This is a genomic window from Nonomuraea guangzhouensis, assembly GCF_019396345.1.
Taxonomy (GTDB): Bacteria; Actinomycetota; Actinomycetes; order Streptosporangiales; family Streptosporangiaceae; genus Nonomuraea; species Nonomuraea guangzhouensis.
This window is the reverse complement of the sequence record NZ_JAHKRM010000046.1, coordinates 34,479-51,283: the sequence shown is the minus strand read 5'-3', so window position 1 is coordinate 51,283 and position 16,805 is coordinate 34,479. Positions and strand designations below refer to the sequence as shown.

Here is a 16,805-nt window from a genome sequence, read left to right as displayed (position 1 = left end):
GGGGTACGACTGTCCGTACCGGTGACCGCCCTTGCCCCGTTCAGCGACAGGAGGTGATCACCCCTTGGGCGGCACGGGGTCGCCCAGCACGTCGCCCAGGGTCTTGGCGAACTCGCCCGCGTTGGTCAGGAAGCCGACGTGACCTCCGGGGACCTCCACGATCCGTCTGCCCAGGCCCTCAGCGACAGCCTCGGTGGTGCGCCGCAACAGCGTCTCCCCCGATTCGGCGCCGAACGCCACGACGATCGGGGCGTCACGCAGCGCGTCCAGGTCCGGTCTGAAACGGACGAACGACCGCAACTCATACGCGAGGACCGTGTCCAGGTTGGCGCGGACCCGATCCAGCATCTCCCGCACCGGCGCGGGCAGGCCCTCGGACGGCTCCGGCGGAAGGTCCACCCCGACGTCCGCGCTGAACATCCGCAGCGCCGTGTCCGCGCCTTCGCGCCGGTAGATCTCGTACACCTCCTGGAACCGGGCGTGCCACCGGCCGGCGTCGGGCAGCAGCTCGATGACGAACGGCTCGTGCGCGACCAGGGCCCGGACCTGGGCGGGATGCCGGGCGAGCAGATCCATGCCGACCATGCCGCCGTAGCTGGTGCCGAACACGTACGCGGGCTCGGCGTCCAGCGCGCGCAGCAGCAGGTGGGCGTCGTCGGCGTGCTCGCCGATCCGCTGTTCGCCCGGCTCGCCTGTCAGGCGGCTGCGCGAGTTGCCGCGCGGGTCGTAGGTGATGACCTTGAAGCGGCCGGCGAGCAGCGTGGCCAGCGGCCCGAACAGCGCCGCGTCGCCGTCGCCGCCGTTGATGAGCAGGAGAGCCGGTCCGGAGCCGCGTACCTCGTAGTAGATGTCGGCGCCGGGCACGTTGAGCGTGCCGGTTTCCATGAGTCCGCCTTCCTGGTCTGAGACGGGGACCGTACATCGGGCCGCCGGAATACGACAAGGCGACGACAACTATAAGACAGCTCAATGACAGCGGAATTTGCGAGGTTTGTAGCCGTCGATAATCAGCAACGGAGGAATCCATGCGCACGCCTTTGAAGCCGGCCGTGAAGATGCTCGCCGCGGCCATGGTCGCGGCCCCCTTGATCATCGGAGCCGGCACGGCCGCCCAGGCATCCACGACCACGGTCTCGTCGCTGATGGCCTACGGCGACTGCGCTGCCAACTACTTCTGCTCATGGCGCGACGCGGGCGGCAGCAGCATGTTGACCGCTCATCCGAATCTGCCCGGCAACCAGGGCGTGTATTACATGACCGAGCCCGACAAACTCACCTCGTTCTACAACCGAGGAACGAGAGACGTGCTGCTCATGGATTGGAATGCCGGGCGCGGTTGTTATGAGCGTATTTATACGGTCGGCCCCGGAGGATGGGGAAACCTACCGGCGGCACTCAACGACCGAACGGACGTGCTCAAATTCGGATATGAGTCGAGCCTTCCGGGAGCCTGCCCGATCTGACCCCGTCAGGCGCGGTCGAGACGCTGGTACAGGCCGTACACGAACCGAGCCCGATAGTCCGTGCCCTCGTGGGCGAAGTCGACCACCCAATGGTGCGGAGCCGACCCCTCGCCCTGGGCCGCCCCGGGGAAGCTCGAAGCGACGTCGGCGACCACACACCCCCACGGCACCAGGTCCGCGAAGGCCAGCGCCTTGTCGCCGTGGGGACGGACGAACCACTGGTTCCACACCGCGCCGTCCGGCCCGAGCAGGACCTCGAACTCCAGGTCCGGCCAGGCCGGCAGCGCCCAGCGAGCCACGTCGCAGGTCAGGCTCCCGATCGTGGTCCTGCCCTGGTACGGCGGCGGGCCGAGCACCGTCCGCAGCCCGGCCAGCCCCTTCCGAGTCCGCACGGAGTGGGCCATCTTCGTCCATTGGGTGTGGGCGGCGCGGAGCTCGGCCCGGGACGCGCCCATGTCGATGAGCGCGTCCTCCACCCGCCCGTCGTTGAGATCACGCATCCGATGCATCAACGTCAGCTCGAACTGACGAACCCCGAATCCCATAGCGGCAAGCCTGTCACGAACTCCTGCGTCTCAGGGCCAGGTAGAGGGCGGCCGAGATGAGGAAGCCCACCTCGAAGGCGATGTCGCCGACCGCGGGGACCCGCTGAGGGATCAGGCCGACGTACTGCTGCTGGTTGGAGAAGAGCCAGACCGACACGACGACCCCGACGATCATCGCGATCGGGCCCGCCCAGTTGGTGTGCCGCCTGTCGAACAGCACCGGAGGGGGCTCCCCGCCGCGGCGCAGGAACAGATCCGTCAGCACCACGCCCAGCCACGGGCCGATCCAGTAGGCGATGACCAGGAGGAACGCCTCGTACTGTGCCCGGCGTCGGCCAGCCCGGACAACGCCACGGTGAAGCCGATCGCCCCGCAGGCCAGGGCCATGATGGCTCTTCGGAGGTGCAGCGGAAGCCGTACCCCCAGCGCGAGCAGCGACATCGCGCCCGAGTAGACGTTGAGCGCGTTGGCCGCCACCGCGCCGAGAGCGATCGCGAGCAGCGTCAGGCCGGCCACCGGGCCGGGAAGGTGCTGGGTGAACGCGGTGGTGGGCTGGCCGAGCGGGTCACCACCGCCGATGGTCACGGAGGCCGCGCCGACGGCCTGCAGGATCACACAGGAGAGGAAGACGCCGAGCCCGGCCGAGAGGCCGACCGCCCGGCGGGAGGAGCCGGGCGGCAGGTAGCGGGTGTAGTCGGCGGCGTACGGGTTCCAGCCGGCGGCGTAGCCGAAGGAGGCGCCGATGGCCAGCAGGAAGCCGCCCGTCCCGCCGCCCTCGCCCGCGTGGCCTAGGTCGGCTTGGGACACGATGAGAACCGAGGTGACGAGCAGGATCACGGCGAGCACGGGGAAGGCGAAGCGTTCGAAGGCCTGGACCAGGTTGTGGCCGAAGAAGCCGAGCGTCACCATGGCCGCGACCGCGATGGCCAGGCAGAGCCAGGCGGGCAGGCCCGTCAGCGTGTTGAGGGCGAGCGCGGCGCTGACGCTGTTGACCGCGAACCAGCCGATCCCGGCGGCCACCGAGTTGAACGCGGCCGGCAGGATGTTGCCCCAGTAGCCAAAGGGCAATCGTCCGAGCACCATCTGCGGCACTCCGGAGGCGGGGCCCTGGGCCGACAGGATGCCGTGCGTGATCGCGCCGAGGCCGCTGCCCACGGCGCAAGCCAGGACCGCCTGCCAGAAGCTGAGTTTGAAGGCCGCCACGGCGAGCACGCCGAGGAAGATCGTGGCGAATTCCAGGTTCGGCGACATCCAGGTCCATAACAGGCCCGAGGGCTTGCCGTGCCGCTCCGCCAGGGGGATGAACTCCAGGCCGCCCGGCTCGATCGCGGCGACTTTGTCGCCATAGGTGCCTTCGCGTACGACGGTCATAGGGTGATCGCCCTCAGCTTCTCCATGAGGTAGTCGGATGCGACGACGGGCTCGGCGTCACCGATGAGCGGCACCACCTCGGTGAGGGGATTGCACTCGTAGAAGTAGATGAGCGACACCAGCTCCTCATCGGGGGCCGACGGGTCGGGCGGCAGGACGCGGTGGCGGGTCGAGCGCCAGCGCTCGCCGGTCCAGCGGGCCAGCAGGTCACCGATGTTGATCGTGAGGGCGTCCGGCACGTAGGGCGCGTCGATCCACTCGCCGTCGAGGGTGAAGACCTGGAGGCCGCCGACGCCGAGCTGGCGGTCCAGGATCGTGACGGTGCCGAAGTCGGTGTGCGGGCCGATCCTGAACTGGCCCGGCTCGGGCGGCCCGACCTGCGACAGCGGCGGGTATCGGTTGATGTTCATGGTGAAGGTCGGGTGGTCGGCCCTTGAGGTGAAGAAGTCCTCCTCGATGCCCAGGGCCCGCGCGCAGATCAGCAGCAGCCGGTCGGCGAGCGCGCGCATCTGGGTCAGGTACGCGGTGACCAGCGACTCCAGCTCCGGCACCTCGGGGGGCCACACGTTCTGGAGGAACCATTCGCGGTCGATGCGTGGATGGCCGATCGGCTGGTCGGCTCCGACGGCGAAGGTCTCCTTCAGATCGGGTGGCGTGGGCGTGCCTTCGGCGTAACCGTTGGCCTCCACGCCTGGTGGCAGCCAGCCCCGCTCTCCCACGGTGGCCGCGTACCGCTCCTTGGCCTCTCCCGGCAGGGCGAAGAAGCGCTTGGCCGCCCGCCGCACGTCGGAGCGGAGTTCGGCGGGGACGCCGTGGCCGGTGATCAGCAGGAATCCGAACTCGCGCAGGGCGGCGTCCACCCGCTCCGGCACGGACTCGCCTTGAAGGTCGATGACGGGGATCATTTGCCGATGTCCTCATTCCACAGCGTGGGGTTGGCGGCGATGAAGGCGGTCATGAGGTCGACGCATTCCTGGGAGTCGAGCACCACCACGTCCACGCCGTGGCGGGCGAGCCACTCGTGCTGGCCCATGAAGGTCCGGCACTCCCCCACGACGAGATGCGAGATGCCGAACTGGCGGATCAGCCCGCTGCAGTACCAGCAGGGCGACAGTGTGGTCACCATGGTCGTGCCCCGGTAGGTGGGCTGCCGTCCGGCGTCGCGGAACGCGGCGGTCTCCCCGTGCACCGACGGGTCGCCGTCCTGGACCCTGCGGTTGCGTCCACGGCCCAGCAGTGTGCCGTCCGCCGCGAACAACGCCGCTCCCACCGGGACGCCGCCTTCGGCGAATCCTTTCCTTGCCTCTTCCAGCGCTACTTCCAGCATGTTCCGACTATCCCCTCAGGCGAGTGACGGTCACCCTGATTTCCTGACGGCTTTCCCGCGGGCCCTGATAGACGCCCTTCAGGGGAGGGACGTCGGAGTAGTCGCGGCCGCGGGCCACCACGACGTGGGCCTCGCCGACCGGGGAGCCGTTCGTGGGGTCGAGAGGAAACCACTCCCCCGCCCAGTACTCCACCCAGGCGTGGCTCTGCCCCTCCACCGGCTCGCCGATCTCGACGTCGGGCTTGGGATGGAGATAGCCGGAGACATAGCGGGCGGGCAGGCCGGCGGCGCGGAGCATGCCAACGGTCAGGTGGGCCATGTCCTGGCAGACGCCCTTGCCCTGGTCCCACGCCTCCTGCCCGGAGGTCCGCACACCGGTCGAGCCTGGCATGTAGACCACGCGGGCGGCGACCACCGCGCAGATCGCCTCAGCGCACTCATGCGGGTCGCGCCCGCTCGCCTGTACCGTGGCGAGCTCTGCCAGCTCGTCGCTGACGGAGGTCGCGGGGGTACTCCTGAGCAACTCGCTCATGGACGGGTCGGGCGTCCCGGCAACGGACCGGGGCCTGCGAGGCCCGGTCGTCTCCACCCGGCTGACCGCCTCGACCGACAGCGAACGGTGCGGATGGGACACGTCGAAGGCGCTCACCGTCGTGCCCCAGTAGTCCTGGTAGGTGTAGATGTGGGCGGCGGGCTGCACGACGATACGACTCGACAGCACCCCGGTCGCCGGCGTCATCCGCACCTCGTTGAAGGAGGACCGCGCCTCGTCGGCGTACTCCATCCGCGTCAGGTGGCGGATCATCAGGCGCCAACCCATGCCAGCTCCTCCCTCTGCTGGAAGAACCGCTCGCCGATCGCCTCACCAGCGGACGCGCACGCCTCCTGCAGGGAGACGAGCAGCTCGGGCACCCGGTCCTGCAACTGGGCGAGATCCGTGTACTGCAGGCCGGTGCGGACCCGGCCGATCGCGGCCAGCGCGGGATCGGCGACTCCGGCTCTGACCCTGGCGGGCGTCAGAGCCTGCAGGCATTTCTCCGCCGTCAGCAGCGAGTAGAGGATCGAGCGCGGGAACAGGTTGTCCAGCAGCAGGAATTCGAGGGCGTGGTCGGCGTGGGCGCCGTGCGTGCGGGTGAAGGACTCATCGGCGCCGCTGGCCTGTAGCAGTAGCCGCCTGTCTCCGGGCAGGTGTACGGCCAGCAGTCTGGTCGTCATGTCCACCCGCTCCAGACTCCGGCCCAGCACGATGAACCGCCAGCAGTCGTCCCTGCTCATCGTCGCGTCGGCCAGCCCGAAGAACAGCGCGGCCCGCTCGCGGACGAATGCCAAGTAGCCGTGCGGTGCGACCGTCGGGAGACGCCGGAGCTGGTGCCAGGTGACGTTGAGACATTCCCACGCCTCGCTGGAGATCACCTCTCGCACGCCACGGGCGCTGTCCCTTGCCGATCTGACCGACGCGGCGATCGAGGCGGGTTCGTCCAGGTCATAGGCGAGCCGACGGATCATCATGGTGGCGCTCAACGGCTCAGGCTGCAGGATGCCGAGAGTGGCGCAGATGGAGCGACATGTCTCGGGCTCGTCCAGCATGCGGTGCGCGGACACATCGAGGAGCCGGGCGGTGTCGTCGGCGCGTTCGATGTAGCGGCCGATCCAGTACAGGGTCTCAGCGATGCGGCTGAGCAGCGGGCGAGTCATCGCGGGTCCTCCTCGTACGGGCGGGTCATTGTTCCTCGGCCCCCGCCGCGACCCTGCTCGGGCTCCACTGGGCGACAGGCGGAGCGGTGACCGAGGCCATCGGAGCGTGCGCGTTGCCGAGCACCCACGTGTCCTTGGAGCCGCCGCCTCGGCTGGAGTTGACCACCAGTTCGCCCTCCGGCAGCGCGACGCGGGTCAAGCCGCCGGGCAGCAGCCACACGTCGTCGCCGTCGTTGACCGCGAAGGGCCGCAGGTCGATATGGCGCGGCACCGGCCGCTCGCCGATCCAGGTGGGCGAGGTGGACAGCATCACCGGCCGCTGGGCGATCCAGCCTCGCGGATGGTCCCGTACGGCCTGTCGTACGGAGGCGAGCTGGCCCGCGGTGGCCACCGGACCGATCACGATCCCCTTGCCGCCCGCACCGTCCACCGGTTTGAGAACGAGCTCGGCCGCCGACTCCAGCGCCCAGTCACGCATGTCGGGATCGTCCAGCCGGTAGGTTTCCACGTTGCGCAGGAGGGGCTCCTCACCGAGGTAGTAGCCGATCAGCTCGGGCACGTAGGTGTAGACGAGCTTGTCGTCGGCGACCCCGTTGCCGACGCCGTTGGAGATCGTGACGTTGCCGGCGCGGGCGGCGTTGACCAGGCCGGGGCAGCCCAGCACCGAGTCGCCACGGAAGTGCAGGGGGTCGAGGTAGTCGTCGTCGATCCGCCGGTAGATCACGTGGACGGGCCGCCTGCCGTACGTGGTGATCATCGAGATGCGGTTGCCCTCACAGATGAGATCGCGCCCCTCGACCAGCTCCACCCCCATAAGGCGGGCGAGCAACGCGTGCTCGAAGTAGGCGGCGTTGTAGACGCCGGGCGTGAGCACGACGACGGTCGGGTCGGTGACCCCGGCGGGTGCCGCCTTGCGCAACGCGGCCAGCAGCCTGGCCGGGTATTCCTCGACCGGGCGGACGAACTGCTCGGCGAACAGCGACGGTAACGTCCGGGCCATGGCCAGGCGGTTCTCCAGCACGTAGCTGACCCCGCTGGGGGTACGGACGTTGTCTTCGAGCACGCGCAAGGCACCCTGCTCGTCGCGGATGAGGTCGATGCCGCCGACGTGCACGCGTACCCCGTTGGGCGGTCGCCAGCCGTGTGCGACCCGGTGGTAGTGGGGGCTGGAGTGCAGCAGTTGCCAGGGCATCACGCCGTCGCGGAAGACCTGGCGTGGGCCGTACACATCCTCCAGGAACGCCTCGAGCGCGCAGATCCGTTGCCGGACACCACGCGCCACGAGATCCCATTCGGCCGCGTCGATCACCCGCGGGATCAGGTCGAGCGGGAACGGCCGTTCCTCGCCCGCATAGTCGAAGGTCACGCCACGATTGGTGAACATCCTGGCGAGCTGGTCGGCTCTGGATCTCAGCTCGTCCACGCCGAGCGGTTGGAGGGCGGCGAAAAGCGCCTGATACTGCGGCCGTGGGATGCCCGGCCGCTCGAACATCTCATCCCATGATTCGGACCCGAGGGAGTAAGCGTCGAATATGTCCGCCATGTCCGGAGATTAAGGACAGTATGTTTCGCGCAACCGCTTCGTTTGTTACAGGGCTGCCTCCACGGGGCCGGGCGCAGGGCTTCGTGCCCGGCCCGGGATACGGCGTTGCTCGCTCAACCAGCGTCGCCGGGCCCAGGACGTTGACGACGGGCAGACGAGTGGAGAGCCGAAGTCGCCGCGCCGCTTGCGGGTGTCTAGTGGCCTTCGGCGAATTGCCGTAGTGCGGGGGCGAGCACGTCGGCTGTGGTGCCGTGGTTCTCGCCTGGTACGGCGCGCAGTGTCGCGGTGGGCAGGAGGTCGGCCAGTGCCTGGGCCGCGGTGATCAGCCATGGCATGGTGCCGGTGCCGTGCATGACCAGGACGGGCATGGTGATCGCGGCCCAGCGATCGGCGGGCAGAGGCGCGCCCGACATGGTGCTGCCCATGATCCGCCCGTCGTAGGCGATGGTGTGCGCGACCGCTTCCACGGCGGGCCAGAACGGCGCCTGCCGCATACCGGCGACCGCGTCGGCGGGGACACCGGCCGCCGCGGTCATGAACAGCTCCACCGCGTCACCCGGGCGACCGTCGGCGACGTCGGCATCGAGCCGCTGCACGTAGTCGGCGGGCAGCGGCGGGCGGCCGTCGTCGACGACGAACGGTGGTTCGAACAACGCCAGCCGGGTGATCGGCAAACCGGCGGCCGCGGCGTGCAGGGCCAGCACGGCTCCCGAGGACCAGCCGAACACGACGGCCGACCCACCCGCGTCGTCGATCAGGGCGGCGAGATCCTCGATCTCACGCTCTAACGCGTACGGCAGGGTATCGGTGCTCTCACCGCGGCCACGGCGATCGTAGGCGTAGACCTGGAACTCTTCGCGCAGCAGTTGCCCGACCTCGGCGTTGATCGGGTTGACGGCGCGGTGGGCGGTGGCCCCGTCGATCATGATCAGCGGCTGGCCGTCGCCCCAGGCGTCGAAAGCGATCGTGGTGCCGTCCTTGGACTGGACAGTGCCCATCTCTCATCCTTCCGAAGTGTACTGTACAGTACGGTACATGGGTGAACCGTACGGTACGGTACCTAAAATGAGAATGTCAACCGGCGGGAGGACCAGAAGTGCCGGAAGTCGAACGAGGAGAGGGCGTCGCCGAGCAGGCCCGGCGACGGATCATGGACGCGGCGCTCGAGGTGTTCCTCCGTGACGGCTATGTCGGCGCCAAGACCGACGAGATCGCTTCCGCGGCGGGGGCGTCGAAGCAGACGATCTACAAGCACTTCGGGCGCAAGGAGAACCTGTTCGAGCAGATCGTGCTCGAACGGCTCGTCGGCATCGGGCAGATCTTCCAGAACGCCATGGGCGAGTTGGCGGCCACGGATGACGTCGAGACCACCCTGCGGGCGGTCGCGCGCCAGTTCGTCCACGCTCTCACGCAACCGTCACACCTGCGCGTACGCCGCCTCGTCATCGCCGAAGCCGGCCGCTTCCCGAAACTCGGCCACGCCTACTTCGAGGCGGGCCCCGTGAGCGTGCACGCCGCACTGGCGTCATGCTTCGAGCAACTCACCGGCCGAGGCCTGCTGCGGATCGACGACCCCCTGCTCGCGGCCAACCACTTCACCTGGCTCGTCACCTCGATCCCGGTCAACAAGGTGATGTTCTGCGGCGACGACATCCGGTTTCCCCCCGCCGAGCTCGATCACTACGCCGACGCCGCCGTCCGGGTCTTCCTCGCCGCCTATCGCCAGACCGGAACCACCACATGACCGTCACTCTGGTGCTCGGCATGGACATCGGCGGGACGTCGAGCCGTGCCCTCGTGGCCGATGTGGAGGGACATGTGCGCGGTGCCGGTCAAGCGGGCGGCGGCAACCCGATCTCGCGCGGCCTCGCCGGCATCACCGCCATCCGCGACGCCCTGCGTGCCGCGACGGCCGGCGTCGACCCCGCCGACATCAAGGCGGCTGTCTTCGGGCTCGCGGGCGGCGAGGTCGCCATGCGTACCCCTGAGATCGTCCAAGCGCTGGAAACCGGGTGGCGGCAGGCTGGACTGCTGTGCACACCGGCCATGGTCAGCGACGTCACTCTCGCGTACGTGTCCGGCACCGACGCCGCCGACGGGACCGTCGTGGTCTCCGGCACCGGCGCGGTCGCGGCAGCCATCCGTGACCGGACCGTCATGCGAGCCGCCGACGGACATGGCTGGCTGCTCGGCGACCACGGCTCAGGGTTCTGGATCGGCCGGGAAGCCGTACGAGCGGTGCTCATCACCCTCGATCGCGACGGCTCGCTGTCCGAACTGAACCGGCAGGTCCTCCGCGACCTCGGTGTGCCGGACGCCGACCGGCTGGCCGGCGGCCGGACATTGACCAACGCCATCATCGAGACCGCACACCGCATACCACCACCCGAACTGGCCAGGCTCGCCCCCCTCGTCCTGACCGCCGCCGACGGCGGTGACCAGGAGGCCACGCTGATCACCCGCCGGGCGGCCGACCACCTCACGGCATCGGTGAACGTGATCCGGCAGCCCGGCGCCACCAGCCCCATCGTGCTCGGCGGCAGCCTGTTGACCACGCCCAACCCGCTCTCCCGGGCATTACGCACGTCACTCGGGAGAACATGGCCGGACACGAAGATCAGCACCTCCGGGGAGGGAGCCGCCGCGGCGGCGTGGCTCGCCAGCAGGCACTTGCCCGATATATCGGCCTTGGCATCCCGCCAGCTCTATACAAGGCTCCTGACCACCAAAGGCTCATGATGCGCCCTCCGGGGACTGCCAGAAGCGGCATTGATGCTCCCGGCACAGATCCACCGGACGGATGCCGGACACACCGGGGGCGAGCCGCTGGACGAAGTCCTGCCCGGCGCGTACGGCGGGCCAGGGCGGTGTCGCGGGGCCGTTGGGATCGCCGTGATGGGCGAAGCGGCTCCAGTAGTCGATCATCGTGTCGGACAACCGCGACTGGTCCGGTGACAGGCTCCGACCGGCGAAGTAGTCGGCCGCGAAGAGATACTGCAGCTCGGAGGCATGGAACGCGCCGGTGGGGAAGCTCGGTACGACCGGCGTGCTGCTCGCCCACGGGGCCCGCCGTACTTGTCCAGCGGGTAACGGGCCAGCACCTTGGCGGCCCGTTCGCCGAAGAAGCGCGGCACCGGAGCCGCATAACAGACCGAGCCCGGCCACCACCGCCGCCGCACCCCGGCCGGCTCGCGCGAGCATCCCGCGCCCCCGATCCCCGGACGTCCGCGACCCCGCACGTAGTAGATCCACTGCTCCTCCTGCCATGTACAAGACAGACCCGTGGCTCACTCTCGCGTCGCCGACCCGGCGAAACACTCCCGGCACCACCCCAGACCACGTTCCGGACCGCCTTACCTGGGGACTGCGGCGCACGCCTCCGCGAGAGGATCATTGTCCGCATCTGGTCGGATCCGCTTGCTGAGCCCGTTCGCGGGTGTTATCCACAGTGGGTAGCCTCGTGCGGATATCGAGGAAACCGACGAACCCCCTCCAGCAGTTGCCGAGACAGTTGAACGATCTGCCGGATTTCCCGGCAGCTGCGGGCGGCCGAATTGGGAGCATAAATGCCGACTGCTCGCGGTAGAGGCGACTCGACCGGAATCCCTGGCGAGGCATTGCGCCAGTCCGGACCGACGGCGCTGCGGATGCTGGTCGGCGTACGCCTGCGCCGGCTGCGCGAGTCGAGCGGCATCACTCGTGCGGACGCGGCCGCCGCCATCGGAAGCTCGCCCTCCACACTCGGCCACCTGGAGAGCGGGCGCACCGATCTCCCCCTGGACGACGTGGCCGATCTGCTCAGCCTGTACGACGTCGACGAGGCCGAACGTCAGATCGTGCTCACCCTGGCCGCGCAGGCCGACGCCCCCGGCAGGTGGCAGGACTACCGAGACGTGATCTCCGACGAGTTCGCGGCGTTTCTCGGGCTGGAGCAGGACGCGACGGTCATCCGCACCTACGAGGTCCAGCAGGTCCCGGCCCTGCTCCAGACCAAGGACTACGCCCAGGCGGTCGTCGCGCACAACAGCGAAGGCCACGCCGAGCTGATCGAGCGCCGGGTCGCCTTGCGGATGCATCGCCAGCAGCTGCTGCTGTCCCCTCAGCCACGCAAGTTATGGGTGGTCATGGATGAGTCGGTGCTGCGCCGCCAGGTCGGTGACAGCGCGACGATGCGCGCCCAGCTCGAGCATCTCCAAGAGATGGTCACCCTCCCGCACGTCACCCTCCAGATACTCTCCTTCGGGCCAGGTAAGGGCGTGGACCCCTTCACGATCCTGCGCTTCGCCGAGGCGGACCTGCCTGATGTGGTCTATCTGGAACAGACCGCCGACGCCCACTACCTCACCAAGGACGCCGACGTACGGCCGTACCGGCATCTGCTGAATCAGCTGAGCGTCTACGCGCAGCCCGCGGCCGCGACCCCGGAGATCCTCCAGCAGGTCATCAGCACGCTGTGGTCGGCGCCCCCGCCGCCGGAATAGGCGAGCCATCCCCGGGTCCGGGGATGGCTCGCCTGTTCAGCCGCCAGACGGCTGGGTCTCAGTAGCCCAGCTTCTTCAGATCGGGCTGCTCGGCGCCCGACTGCGGGACGTCACCCCGGAACGGGCCGGTGATGACCGGCGGGACGAAGGTCTCCTTGATCGTCCGGGCGTTCACCCAGCGGATCAGGTTGTAGATCGAGCCCGCCTTGTCGTTGGTGCCCGAGGCGCGGGCGCCGCCGAACGGCTGCTGGCCCACGACCGCGCCCGTCGGCTTGTCGTTGATGTAGAAGTTGCCCGCCGCGAAGCGCAGCCGCTCCGAGGCCGAGGCGATCGCGTAGCGGTCCTGGGCGATGATCGACCCGGTCAGCGCGTACGGCGAGACGCTCTCCATCTGGTCGAGCACCGCGTCGAAGTCGCCGTCCTCATAGACGTGGACGCCCAGGATGGGCCCGAAGTACTCCTTGACGAAGATCTCGTCCGTGGGGTCGGCGCACTCCAGGATGGTCGGCTTCACGAAATATCCGGTGGAGTCGTCGTACGAGCCGGTGATCAGGTCGATGTTCGAGGCGCCGCGAGCCCGGTCGATGGCCGCCTTGTGCTTAGCGAAGGCCCGGTCGTCGATGACCGCGCCCATGAACGTCGACAGGTCGGCCGCCACGTCCCCCACGGTCAGCGACTCGGCCGCGGACACGAAATCGTCACGCATGCGCGACCAGATCGACCGCGGCACGTACGCCCGCGAGGCCGCCGAGCACTTCTGGCCCTGGTACTCGAACGCGCCCCTGACCAGCGCGGTCGAGAGCACGGCCGGGTCGGCCGACGGGTGGGCGAGGACGAAGTCCTTGCCGCCGGTCTCGCCGACGATGCGCGGGTAGCCGCGGTAGGTGGAGATGTTCGCGCCGATCGTGCCCCACAGGTGCTGGAAGGTCGCGGTCGAGCCGGTGAAGTGGATGCCCGCCAGCGCCGGGTGCGTGAGCGCCACCTCGGAGATCGCCTGGCCGTTGCCGGTGACCATGTTGATCACACCCGGCGGCAGGCCGGCCTCCTCCAGCAGGCGCATCGTGAAGTGCGCCGCGAACTGCTGCGTGGGCGACGGCTTCCAAACGACGACATTTCCCATCAAAGCCGCCGACGTCGGCAGGTTGCCGGCGATGGCGGTGAAGTTGAACGGGGTGATCGCCAGGACGAAGCCTTCGAGCGCCCGGTACTCCATCCGGTTCCACACCCCGGGCGAGGACACCGGCTGGTCGGCGTAGAGCTGCCGCGCGTAGGCCACGTTGAACCGCAGGAAGTCGATCAGCTCGCAGGCCGCGTCGATCTCCGCCTGCTGCGCCGACTTCGACTGCCCGAGCACGGTCGCGGCGTTCAGCGTCGCCCGCCACGGCCCGGCCAATAGGTCGGCTGCCTTGAGGAAGATCGCCGCCCGCTCGTCGAACGACAGCGCCCGCCAGGCCGGAGCGGCCCGCAGCGCGCTGTCGACGGCCTCCCGCACGTCCTGGGCCGTCGCGTCGTGCGTGCGGCCGAGGACGGAGGCGGTGTTGTGCGGCTGCACCACGTCGATCGGCGCGCCGCCGCCGAGCCGCCGCGCGCCGTCGATCGTCATGGTCAGGTCGATCGAGGAGCCGGACAGCTCCTTGATCCGGTTCTCCAGCGTCGTACGCTCCGGGCTGCCCGGCGCGTAGCCGTACACCCGCTCGTTGGCGGGAACGGGCACGTTGCTGATGGCATCCATTTACTTACCCCCAAGGGCACGAAGGAAGAAGGCGACGTTGGCGGGGCGCTCGGCCAGGCGCCGCATGAAGTAGCCGTACCAGTCGTCGCCATAGGGAACGTAGACGCGGACGGTGTGACCCGCTCCGGCGAGATCCTCCTGCCGGTCGGTGCGGATCCCGTACAGCATCTGGTACTCGTAGGACCCAAGCCCGCGGCCGAAGCGGTCGGCGAGGAGCTCGGTGATCGAGATGATCCGGTCGTCGTGCGTCGCCACCATGGGGTACCCCTGCCCCGCCATGAGGATCCGCAGGCATCGTACGTACGCCTTGTCGACGTCGCTCTTGCCCTGGTGGGCGACCGTGGCGGGCTCCCGGTAGGCGCCCTTGACCAAACGTACCCGCGAACCCTCGCCGGCCAGTTCGCGGCAGTCGTCCACGCTGCGGAACAGGTAGGACTGGATCGCCACGCCGGTCGACGGGAAGTCCGCGCGCAGCTTGCGCAGGATCCCGAGCGTCGAGTCGACGGTGGTGTGGTCCTCCATGTCGAGCGTCACGGTCGAGCCGTTGGCGTCGGCGGCGGCGCAGATCTCGCGGGCGTGCTCCAGCGCCATCGCGTCGTCGAGCCGCTGCCCGAGGGCAGACAGCTTGACCGACACCTCGCCCCGGCGGCCGAGCTCCAGCGGGCGCAGCGCGGCGAGCAGCGTGATGTACGCCTTGGCGGTGGCCGCCGCCGCTCTGGCGTCGCGGGTCTCTTCGCCGAGATGGTCGACGGTGACCGCGAGATTGGCGTCGCGCAGCCGTTCGATGGCGGTCCGGGCCTCTTCCACGCCCTCACCGGCGACGAACCTGTCGACGACCTTGCGCGTGAGCGGGAAGCCCGACACAGAGCGGCGTACCAGCGCGCTCCGGGAGGTGGCGAGGAGCAGTTGACCCAGCATGTTCTCAGCGTAAAACCGCAGTTCATAACAGGGCCATCGACGCACGTAACGGCGGTTGTGGCAGGCTGTCATACAAATGCACAATTCGGCAGATCTACAGGAGACCGTCGACGAGCTCGCCCGCCTGCTGGGGGCGTCCGCGACGCTGGAAGACCGCTCGTTCCGCCTGCTGGCGTATGGCGCGCAGCACGGCGACATCGACACCGTCCGCCAGGAGTCGATCCTGCGCAGGCGCGCCACGGGCGAGGTCCGCGACTATTTCGAACGCTACGGCATCGCCCGGGCGCACGGCCCGGTCCGGATCCCCGCGGACGCCGACCTCAAGGTCCTGGCCAGGGTCTGCTGGCCGCTGCGCCACGGCGAGGTCACCTACGGCTACCTGTGGCTGCTCGACTCCGGCAGCCTCACCGACGAGGTGCTGCTGCGGGCCGCCCCGCTGGTCGCCAGGGCCGCCGCCGCGCTCGCCCAGGAGGCCAGGAGCCGTCAGGACCTCGGTGACGGCCTGCGCGCGCTGCTCTCGGCGGACCCGGAGGAGCGGGCCGGCGCCTCCATCGAGATGCGCGGGCCCGTCGCCGCGATCGCCGTACGCGAGTCCGAGGAGCGCGTCGCCGCCCTCTGGACGCTGCCGCGCGGCGTCCTGGCCCGCGCCGGCTCGCCCGTCGCGCTGCTCGCCCCCGCGCACCTGGCCGCCGAGGTCGCCCAGACCCTCCAGAACGCCTACGGTACGGCGGCCGGCCTCGGCGCCCCCCGGGCGGACCCGGCGGACGCCTGGCAGAGCTGGCGCGAGGCGCGGCAGGCGCTACGCGTCGCCGAGCACTTCCCCCGCTTCGCGCCCGTCGCCCGGTGGGAGGACCTGGGCGTGCACCGGCTGCTGGTCAGGCTGGGTCAGAGCGACCTGCGCGAGCTGGCGGCCGAGACCGCGGCGCTCGACCACGAGCTGGCGCACACCGTGGAGGTCTACCTGGACCTCGGCGGCCACGCCCAAAAAACAGCCGCCGAGCTGGGCATCCACCGCCAGACGCTGTACTACCGGCTGGGCAAGGCCGAACGGGTGCTGCACCGGGACCTGTCGGACGGCGACGACCGCCTGACCGTCCACCTGGGCCTCAAGGCGGCCCGCCTCTGCTGATCAGAGATGGCTGAGGGCCGACGAGTCACCGGGCCCGGCACGCTCGGTCAGCCCCTTGGCCACCCGCTCCCGGTGGGCGGCGTCCTTGTGGCCGTCGTACTTGAACTTGCCGCGGATCTCCTCGATCGCCAGCCGGACCCCCTGGATGCCGGACATCAGCCGCGGCATCCGGGCCGGATCGCCGTGCCCGGATTCGAGGTCGGCGAGCTGCTCGCGCAGGATCTCCAGCTTGCCCTCGGTCTCGGTGACGACCTCGGCCCGGCAGATGAGCTGGACGGAGGAGTAGAACGTGGTCGGCACGCCGAGCTCGGGCTCGTTGCCTGGCTCGGCCCGCCACCGGCCGGGGATGTAGGCCCAGGGGCCCGCCACCGACATGACCACCTTGGGGTTCTCACCGATCGCCGCCCAGACGGGGTTGGGCCTGGCCAGGTGGAGCACGATCGTCCGGTCGTCCACGAGCAGGAACTGCGTCGGCACCACGACGGGCACCTCACGGCCGCGGCCCGCGGCTATGAGATGCCCGAACTGGTGGTCTTTCACGTACGCCAGGGACTGCTCGTCGGTGCCTGCGTCCCAAGGATGAATCAGCATAAAAGGAACT

General features: G+C 69.4%; 19 protein-coding genes. 5 read left to right on the top strand and 14 right to left on the bottom strand.

The window, feature by feature from the left end; genetic code table 11:
- Nucleotides 1-57: 57 nt before the first annotated feature.
- Nucleotides 58-885: an alpha/beta fold hydrolase gene (locus KME78_RS56470; protein ID WP_219538324.1), complete on the bottom strand. Its 828-nt coding sequence runs from the start codon at nucleotides 883-885 to the stop codon at nucleotides 58-60.
- 140 nt (nucleotides 886-1,025) lie between these two features.
- On the opposite strand from KME78_RS56470, the gene KME78_RS56465 reads away from it, so the two are divergent.
- Nucleotides 1,026-1,463 carry a peptidase inhibitor family I36 protein gene (locus tag KME78_RS56465; protein WP_219538323.1) on the top strand — a complete coding sequence of 146 codons (438 nt, stop codon included), beginning with the start codon at nucleotides 1,026-1,028 and terminating at the stop codon, nucleotides 1,461-1,463.
- A gap of 5 nt (nucleotides 1,464-1,468) precedes the next feature.
- On the opposite strand, the gene KME78_RS56460 is transcribed toward KME78_RS56465, so the two are convergent.
- From KME78_RS56460 to KME78_RS56420, 9 genes are all read right to left on the bottom strand, one after another.
- Nucleotides 1,469-2,008 (bottom strand): hypothetical protein, encoded by a 540-nt coding sequence (locus KME78_RS56460; protein ID WP_219538322.1) that lies wholly within the window; start codon nucleotides 2,006-2,008, stop codon nucleotides 1,469-1,471.
- Nucleotides 2,009-2,021: 13 nt separating this feature from the next.
- The gene (locus KME78_RS56455) at nucleotides 2,022-2,276 is read right to left on the bottom strand and encodes a hypothetical protein (protein ID WP_219538321.1); all 255 of its coding nucleotides are present in this window, start codon (nucleotides 2,274-2,276) and stop codon (nucleotides 2,022-2,024) included.
- On the bottom strand, nucleotides 2,267-3,379 hold the full coding sequence (locus tag KME78_RS56450; protein ID WP_219538320.1) for a purine-cytosine permease family protein: 1,113 nt from the start codon (nucleotides 3,377-3,379) through the stop codon (nucleotides 2,267-2,269). Before KME78_RS56450 ends, KME78_RS56455 begins: the two co-directional genes overlap by 10 nt.
- Nucleotides 3,376-4,284, bottom strand: a complete 909-nt coding sequence (locus tag KME78_RS56445) for an isopenicillin N synthase family dioxygenase (protein WP_219538319.1) — start codon at nucleotides 4,282-4,284, stop codon at nucleotides 3,376-3,378. Before KME78_RS56445 ends, KME78_RS56450 begins: the two co-directional genes overlap by 4 nt.
- Entirely contained in the window at nucleotides 4,281-4,706 is a 426-nt protein-coding gene (locus tag KME78_RS56440; protein WP_214641747.1) for a nucleoside deaminase, read from the bottom strand. Before KME78_RS56440 ends, KME78_RS56445 begins: the two co-directional genes overlap by 4 nt.
- Before the next feature lie 7 nt (nucleotides 4,707-4,713).
- Nucleotides 4,714-5,526, bottom strand: coding sequence for a transglutaminase family protein (locus KME78_RS56435; protein ID WP_219538318.1), 813 nt, complete (start codon nucleotides 5,524-5,526; stop codon nucleotides 4,714-4,716).
- Nucleotides 5,511-6,401, bottom strand: coding sequence for an alpha-E domain-containing protein (locus KME78_RS56430; protein ID WP_219538317.1), 891 nt, complete (start codon nucleotides 6,399-6,401; stop codon nucleotides 5,511-5,513). The genes KME78_RS56435 and KME78_RS56430 overlap by 16 nt, the downstream gene beginning before the upstream one ends.
- Before the next feature lie 25 nt (nucleotides 6,402-6,426).
- A complete protein-coding gene (locus tag KME78_RS56425) occupies nucleotides 6,427-7,944 on the bottom strand; it encodes a circularly permuted type 2 ATP-grasp protein (RefSeq protein WP_219538316.1) in 1,518 nt (505 codons plus the stop codon).
- A 194-nt stretch (nucleotides 7,945-8,138) separates the two neighbouring features.
- The gene (locus KME78_RS56420) at nucleotides 8,139-8,942 is read right to left on the bottom strand and encodes an alpha/beta fold hydrolase (protein ID WP_219538315.1); all 804 of its coding nucleotides are present in this window, start codon (nucleotides 8,940-8,942) and stop codon (nucleotides 8,139-8,141) included.
- A 98-nt stretch (nucleotides 8,943-9,040) separates the two neighbouring features.
- On the opposite strand from KME78_RS56420, the gene KME78_RS56415 reads away from it, so the two are divergent.
- Nucleotides 9,041-9,688 carry a TetR/AcrR family transcriptional regulator gene (locus KME78_RS56415; protein WP_219538314.1) on the top strand — a complete coding sequence of 216 codons (648 nt, stop codon included), beginning with the start codon at nucleotides 9,041-9,043 and terminating at the stop codon, nucleotides 9,686-9,688.
- Nucleotides 9,685-10,683: an N-acetylglucosamine kinase gene (locus tag KME78_RS56410; protein ID WP_219538313.1), complete on the top strand. Its 999-nt coding sequence runs from the start codon at nucleotides 9,685-9,687 to the stop codon at nucleotides 10,681-10,683. Before KME78_RS56415 ends, KME78_RS56410 begins: the two co-directional genes overlap by 4 nt.
- Here the strand turns inward: KME78_RS56410 and KME78_RS56405 are convergent.
- A complete protein-coding gene (locus KME78_RS56405) occupies nucleotides 10,678-11,196 on the bottom strand; it encodes a carboxylesterase family protein (protein ID WP_219538312.1) in 519 nt (172 codons plus the stop codon). The two genes, KME78_RS56410 and KME78_RS56405, sit on opposite strands and share 6 nt — an antisense overlap.
- A gap of 314 nt (nucleotides 11,197-11,510) precedes the next feature.
- Here KME78_RS56405 and KME78_RS56400 point away from each other — a divergent pair, with 314 nt between their 5' ends.
- Complete coding sequence (locus KME78_RS56400) at nucleotides 11,511-12,425, top strand: helix-turn-helix domain-containing protein (RefSeq protein WP_219538311.1); 915 nt, start codon at nucleotides 11,511-11,513, stop codon at nucleotides 12,423-12,425.
- Between the two features lie 58 nt (nucleotides 12,426-12,483).
- Here the strand turns inward: KME78_RS56400 and pruA are convergent, their stop codons facing one another.
- Together pruA and KME78_RS56390 are read right to left on the bottom strand one after the other, a co-directional pair.
- A complete protein-coding gene (pruA, locus tag KME78_RS56395; RefSeq protein ID WP_219538310.1) occupies nucleotides 12,484-14,157 on the bottom strand; it encodes an L-glutamate gamma-semialdehyde dehydrogenase in 1,674 nt (557 codons plus the stop codon).
- A complete protein-coding gene (locus KME78_RS56390) occupies nucleotides 14,158-15,075 on the bottom strand; it encodes a proline dehydrogenase family protein (protein WP_219538309.1) in 918 nt (305 codons plus the stop codon).
- Between the two features lie 76 nt (nucleotides 15,076-15,151).
- On the opposite strand from KME78_RS56390, the gene KME78_RS56385 reads away from it, so the two are divergent.
- Nucleotides 15,152-16,204 carry a PucR family transcriptional regulator gene (locus KME78_RS56385; protein ID WP_219538308.1) on the top strand — a complete coding sequence of 351 codons (1,053 nt, stop codon included), beginning with the start codon at nucleotides 15,152-15,154 and terminating at the stop codon, nucleotides 16,202-16,204.
- On the opposite strand, the gene KME78_RS56380 is transcribed toward KME78_RS56385, so the two are convergent.
- Nucleotides 16,205-16,795, bottom strand: a complete 591-nt coding sequence (locus tag KME78_RS56380) for an FMN-binding negative transcriptional regulator (RefSeq protein WP_219538307.1) — start codon at nucleotides 16,793-16,795, stop codon at nucleotides 16,205-16,207.
- Between the last annotated feature and the right edge of the window lie 10 nt (nucleotides 16,796-16,805).

Bases quoted from the DNA above. Each gene is read 5' to 3' on its own strand.
- KME78_RS56410 (WP_219538313.1), top strand. From the start codon at position 9,685: ATGACCGTCACTCTGGTGCTCGGCATGGACATCGGCGGGACGTCGAGC.
- KME78_RS56385 (WP_219538308.1), top strand. From the start codon at position 15,152: ATGCACAATTCGGCAGATCTACAGGAGACCGTCGACGAGCTCGCCCGC.
- KME78_RS56430 (WP_219538317.1), bottom strand. From the start codon at position 6,401: ATGACTCGCCCGCTGCTCAGCCGCATCGCTGAGACCCTGTACTGGATC.
- KME78_RS56450 (WP_219538320.1), bottom strand. From the start codon at position 3,379: ATGACCGTCGTACGCGAAGGCACCTATGGCGACAAAGTCGCCGCGATC.
- KME78_RS56425 (WP_219538316.1), bottom strand. From the start codon at position 7,944: ATGGCGGACATATTCGACGCTTACTCCCTCGGGTCCGAATCATGGGAT.
- KME78_RS56440 (WP_214641747.1), bottom strand. From the start codon at position 4,706: ATGCTGGAAGTAGCGCTGGAAGAGGCAAGGAAAGGATTCGCCGAAGGC.
- KME78_RS56445 (WP_219538319.1), bottom strand. From the start codon at position 4,284: ATGATCCCCGTCATCGACCTTCAAGGCGAGTCCGTGCCGGAGCGGGTG.
- KME78_RS56420 (WP_219538315.1), bottom strand. From the start codon at position 8,942: ATGGGCACTGTCCAGTCCAAGGACGGCACCACGATCGCTTTCGACGCC.
- KME78_RS56380 (WP_219538307.1), bottom strand. From the start codon at position 16,795: ATGCTGATTCATCCTTGGGACGCAGGCACCGACGAGCAGTCCCTGGCG.
- KME78_RS56465 (WP_219538323.1), top strand. From the start codon at position 1,026: ATGCGCACGCCTTTGAAGCCGGCCGTGAAGATGCTCGCCGCGGCCATG.
- KME78_RS56470 (WP_219538324.1), bottom strand. From the start codon at position 885: ATGGAAACCGGCACGCTCAACGTGCCCGGCGCCGACATCTACTACGAG.
- pruA (WP_219538310.1), bottom strand. From the start codon at position 14,157: ATGGATGCCATCAGCAACGTGCCCGTTCCCGCCAACGAGCGGGTGTAC.
- KME78_RS56400 (WP_219538311.1), top strand. From the start codon at position 11,511: ATGCCGACTGCTCGCGGTAGAGGCGACTCGACCGGAATCCCTGGCGAG.
- KME78_RS56460 (WP_219538322.1), bottom strand. From the start codon at position 2,008: ATGGGATTCGGGGTTCGTCAGTTCGAGCTGACGTTGATGCATCGGATG.
- KME78_RS56435 (WP_219538318.1), bottom strand. From the start codon at position 5,526: ATGGGTTGGCGCCTGATGATCCGCCACCTGACGCGGATGGAGTACGCC.
- KME78_RS56390 (WP_219538309.1), bottom strand. From the start codon at position 15,075: ATGCTGGGTCAACTGCTCCTCGCCACCTCCCGGAGCGCGCTGGTACGC.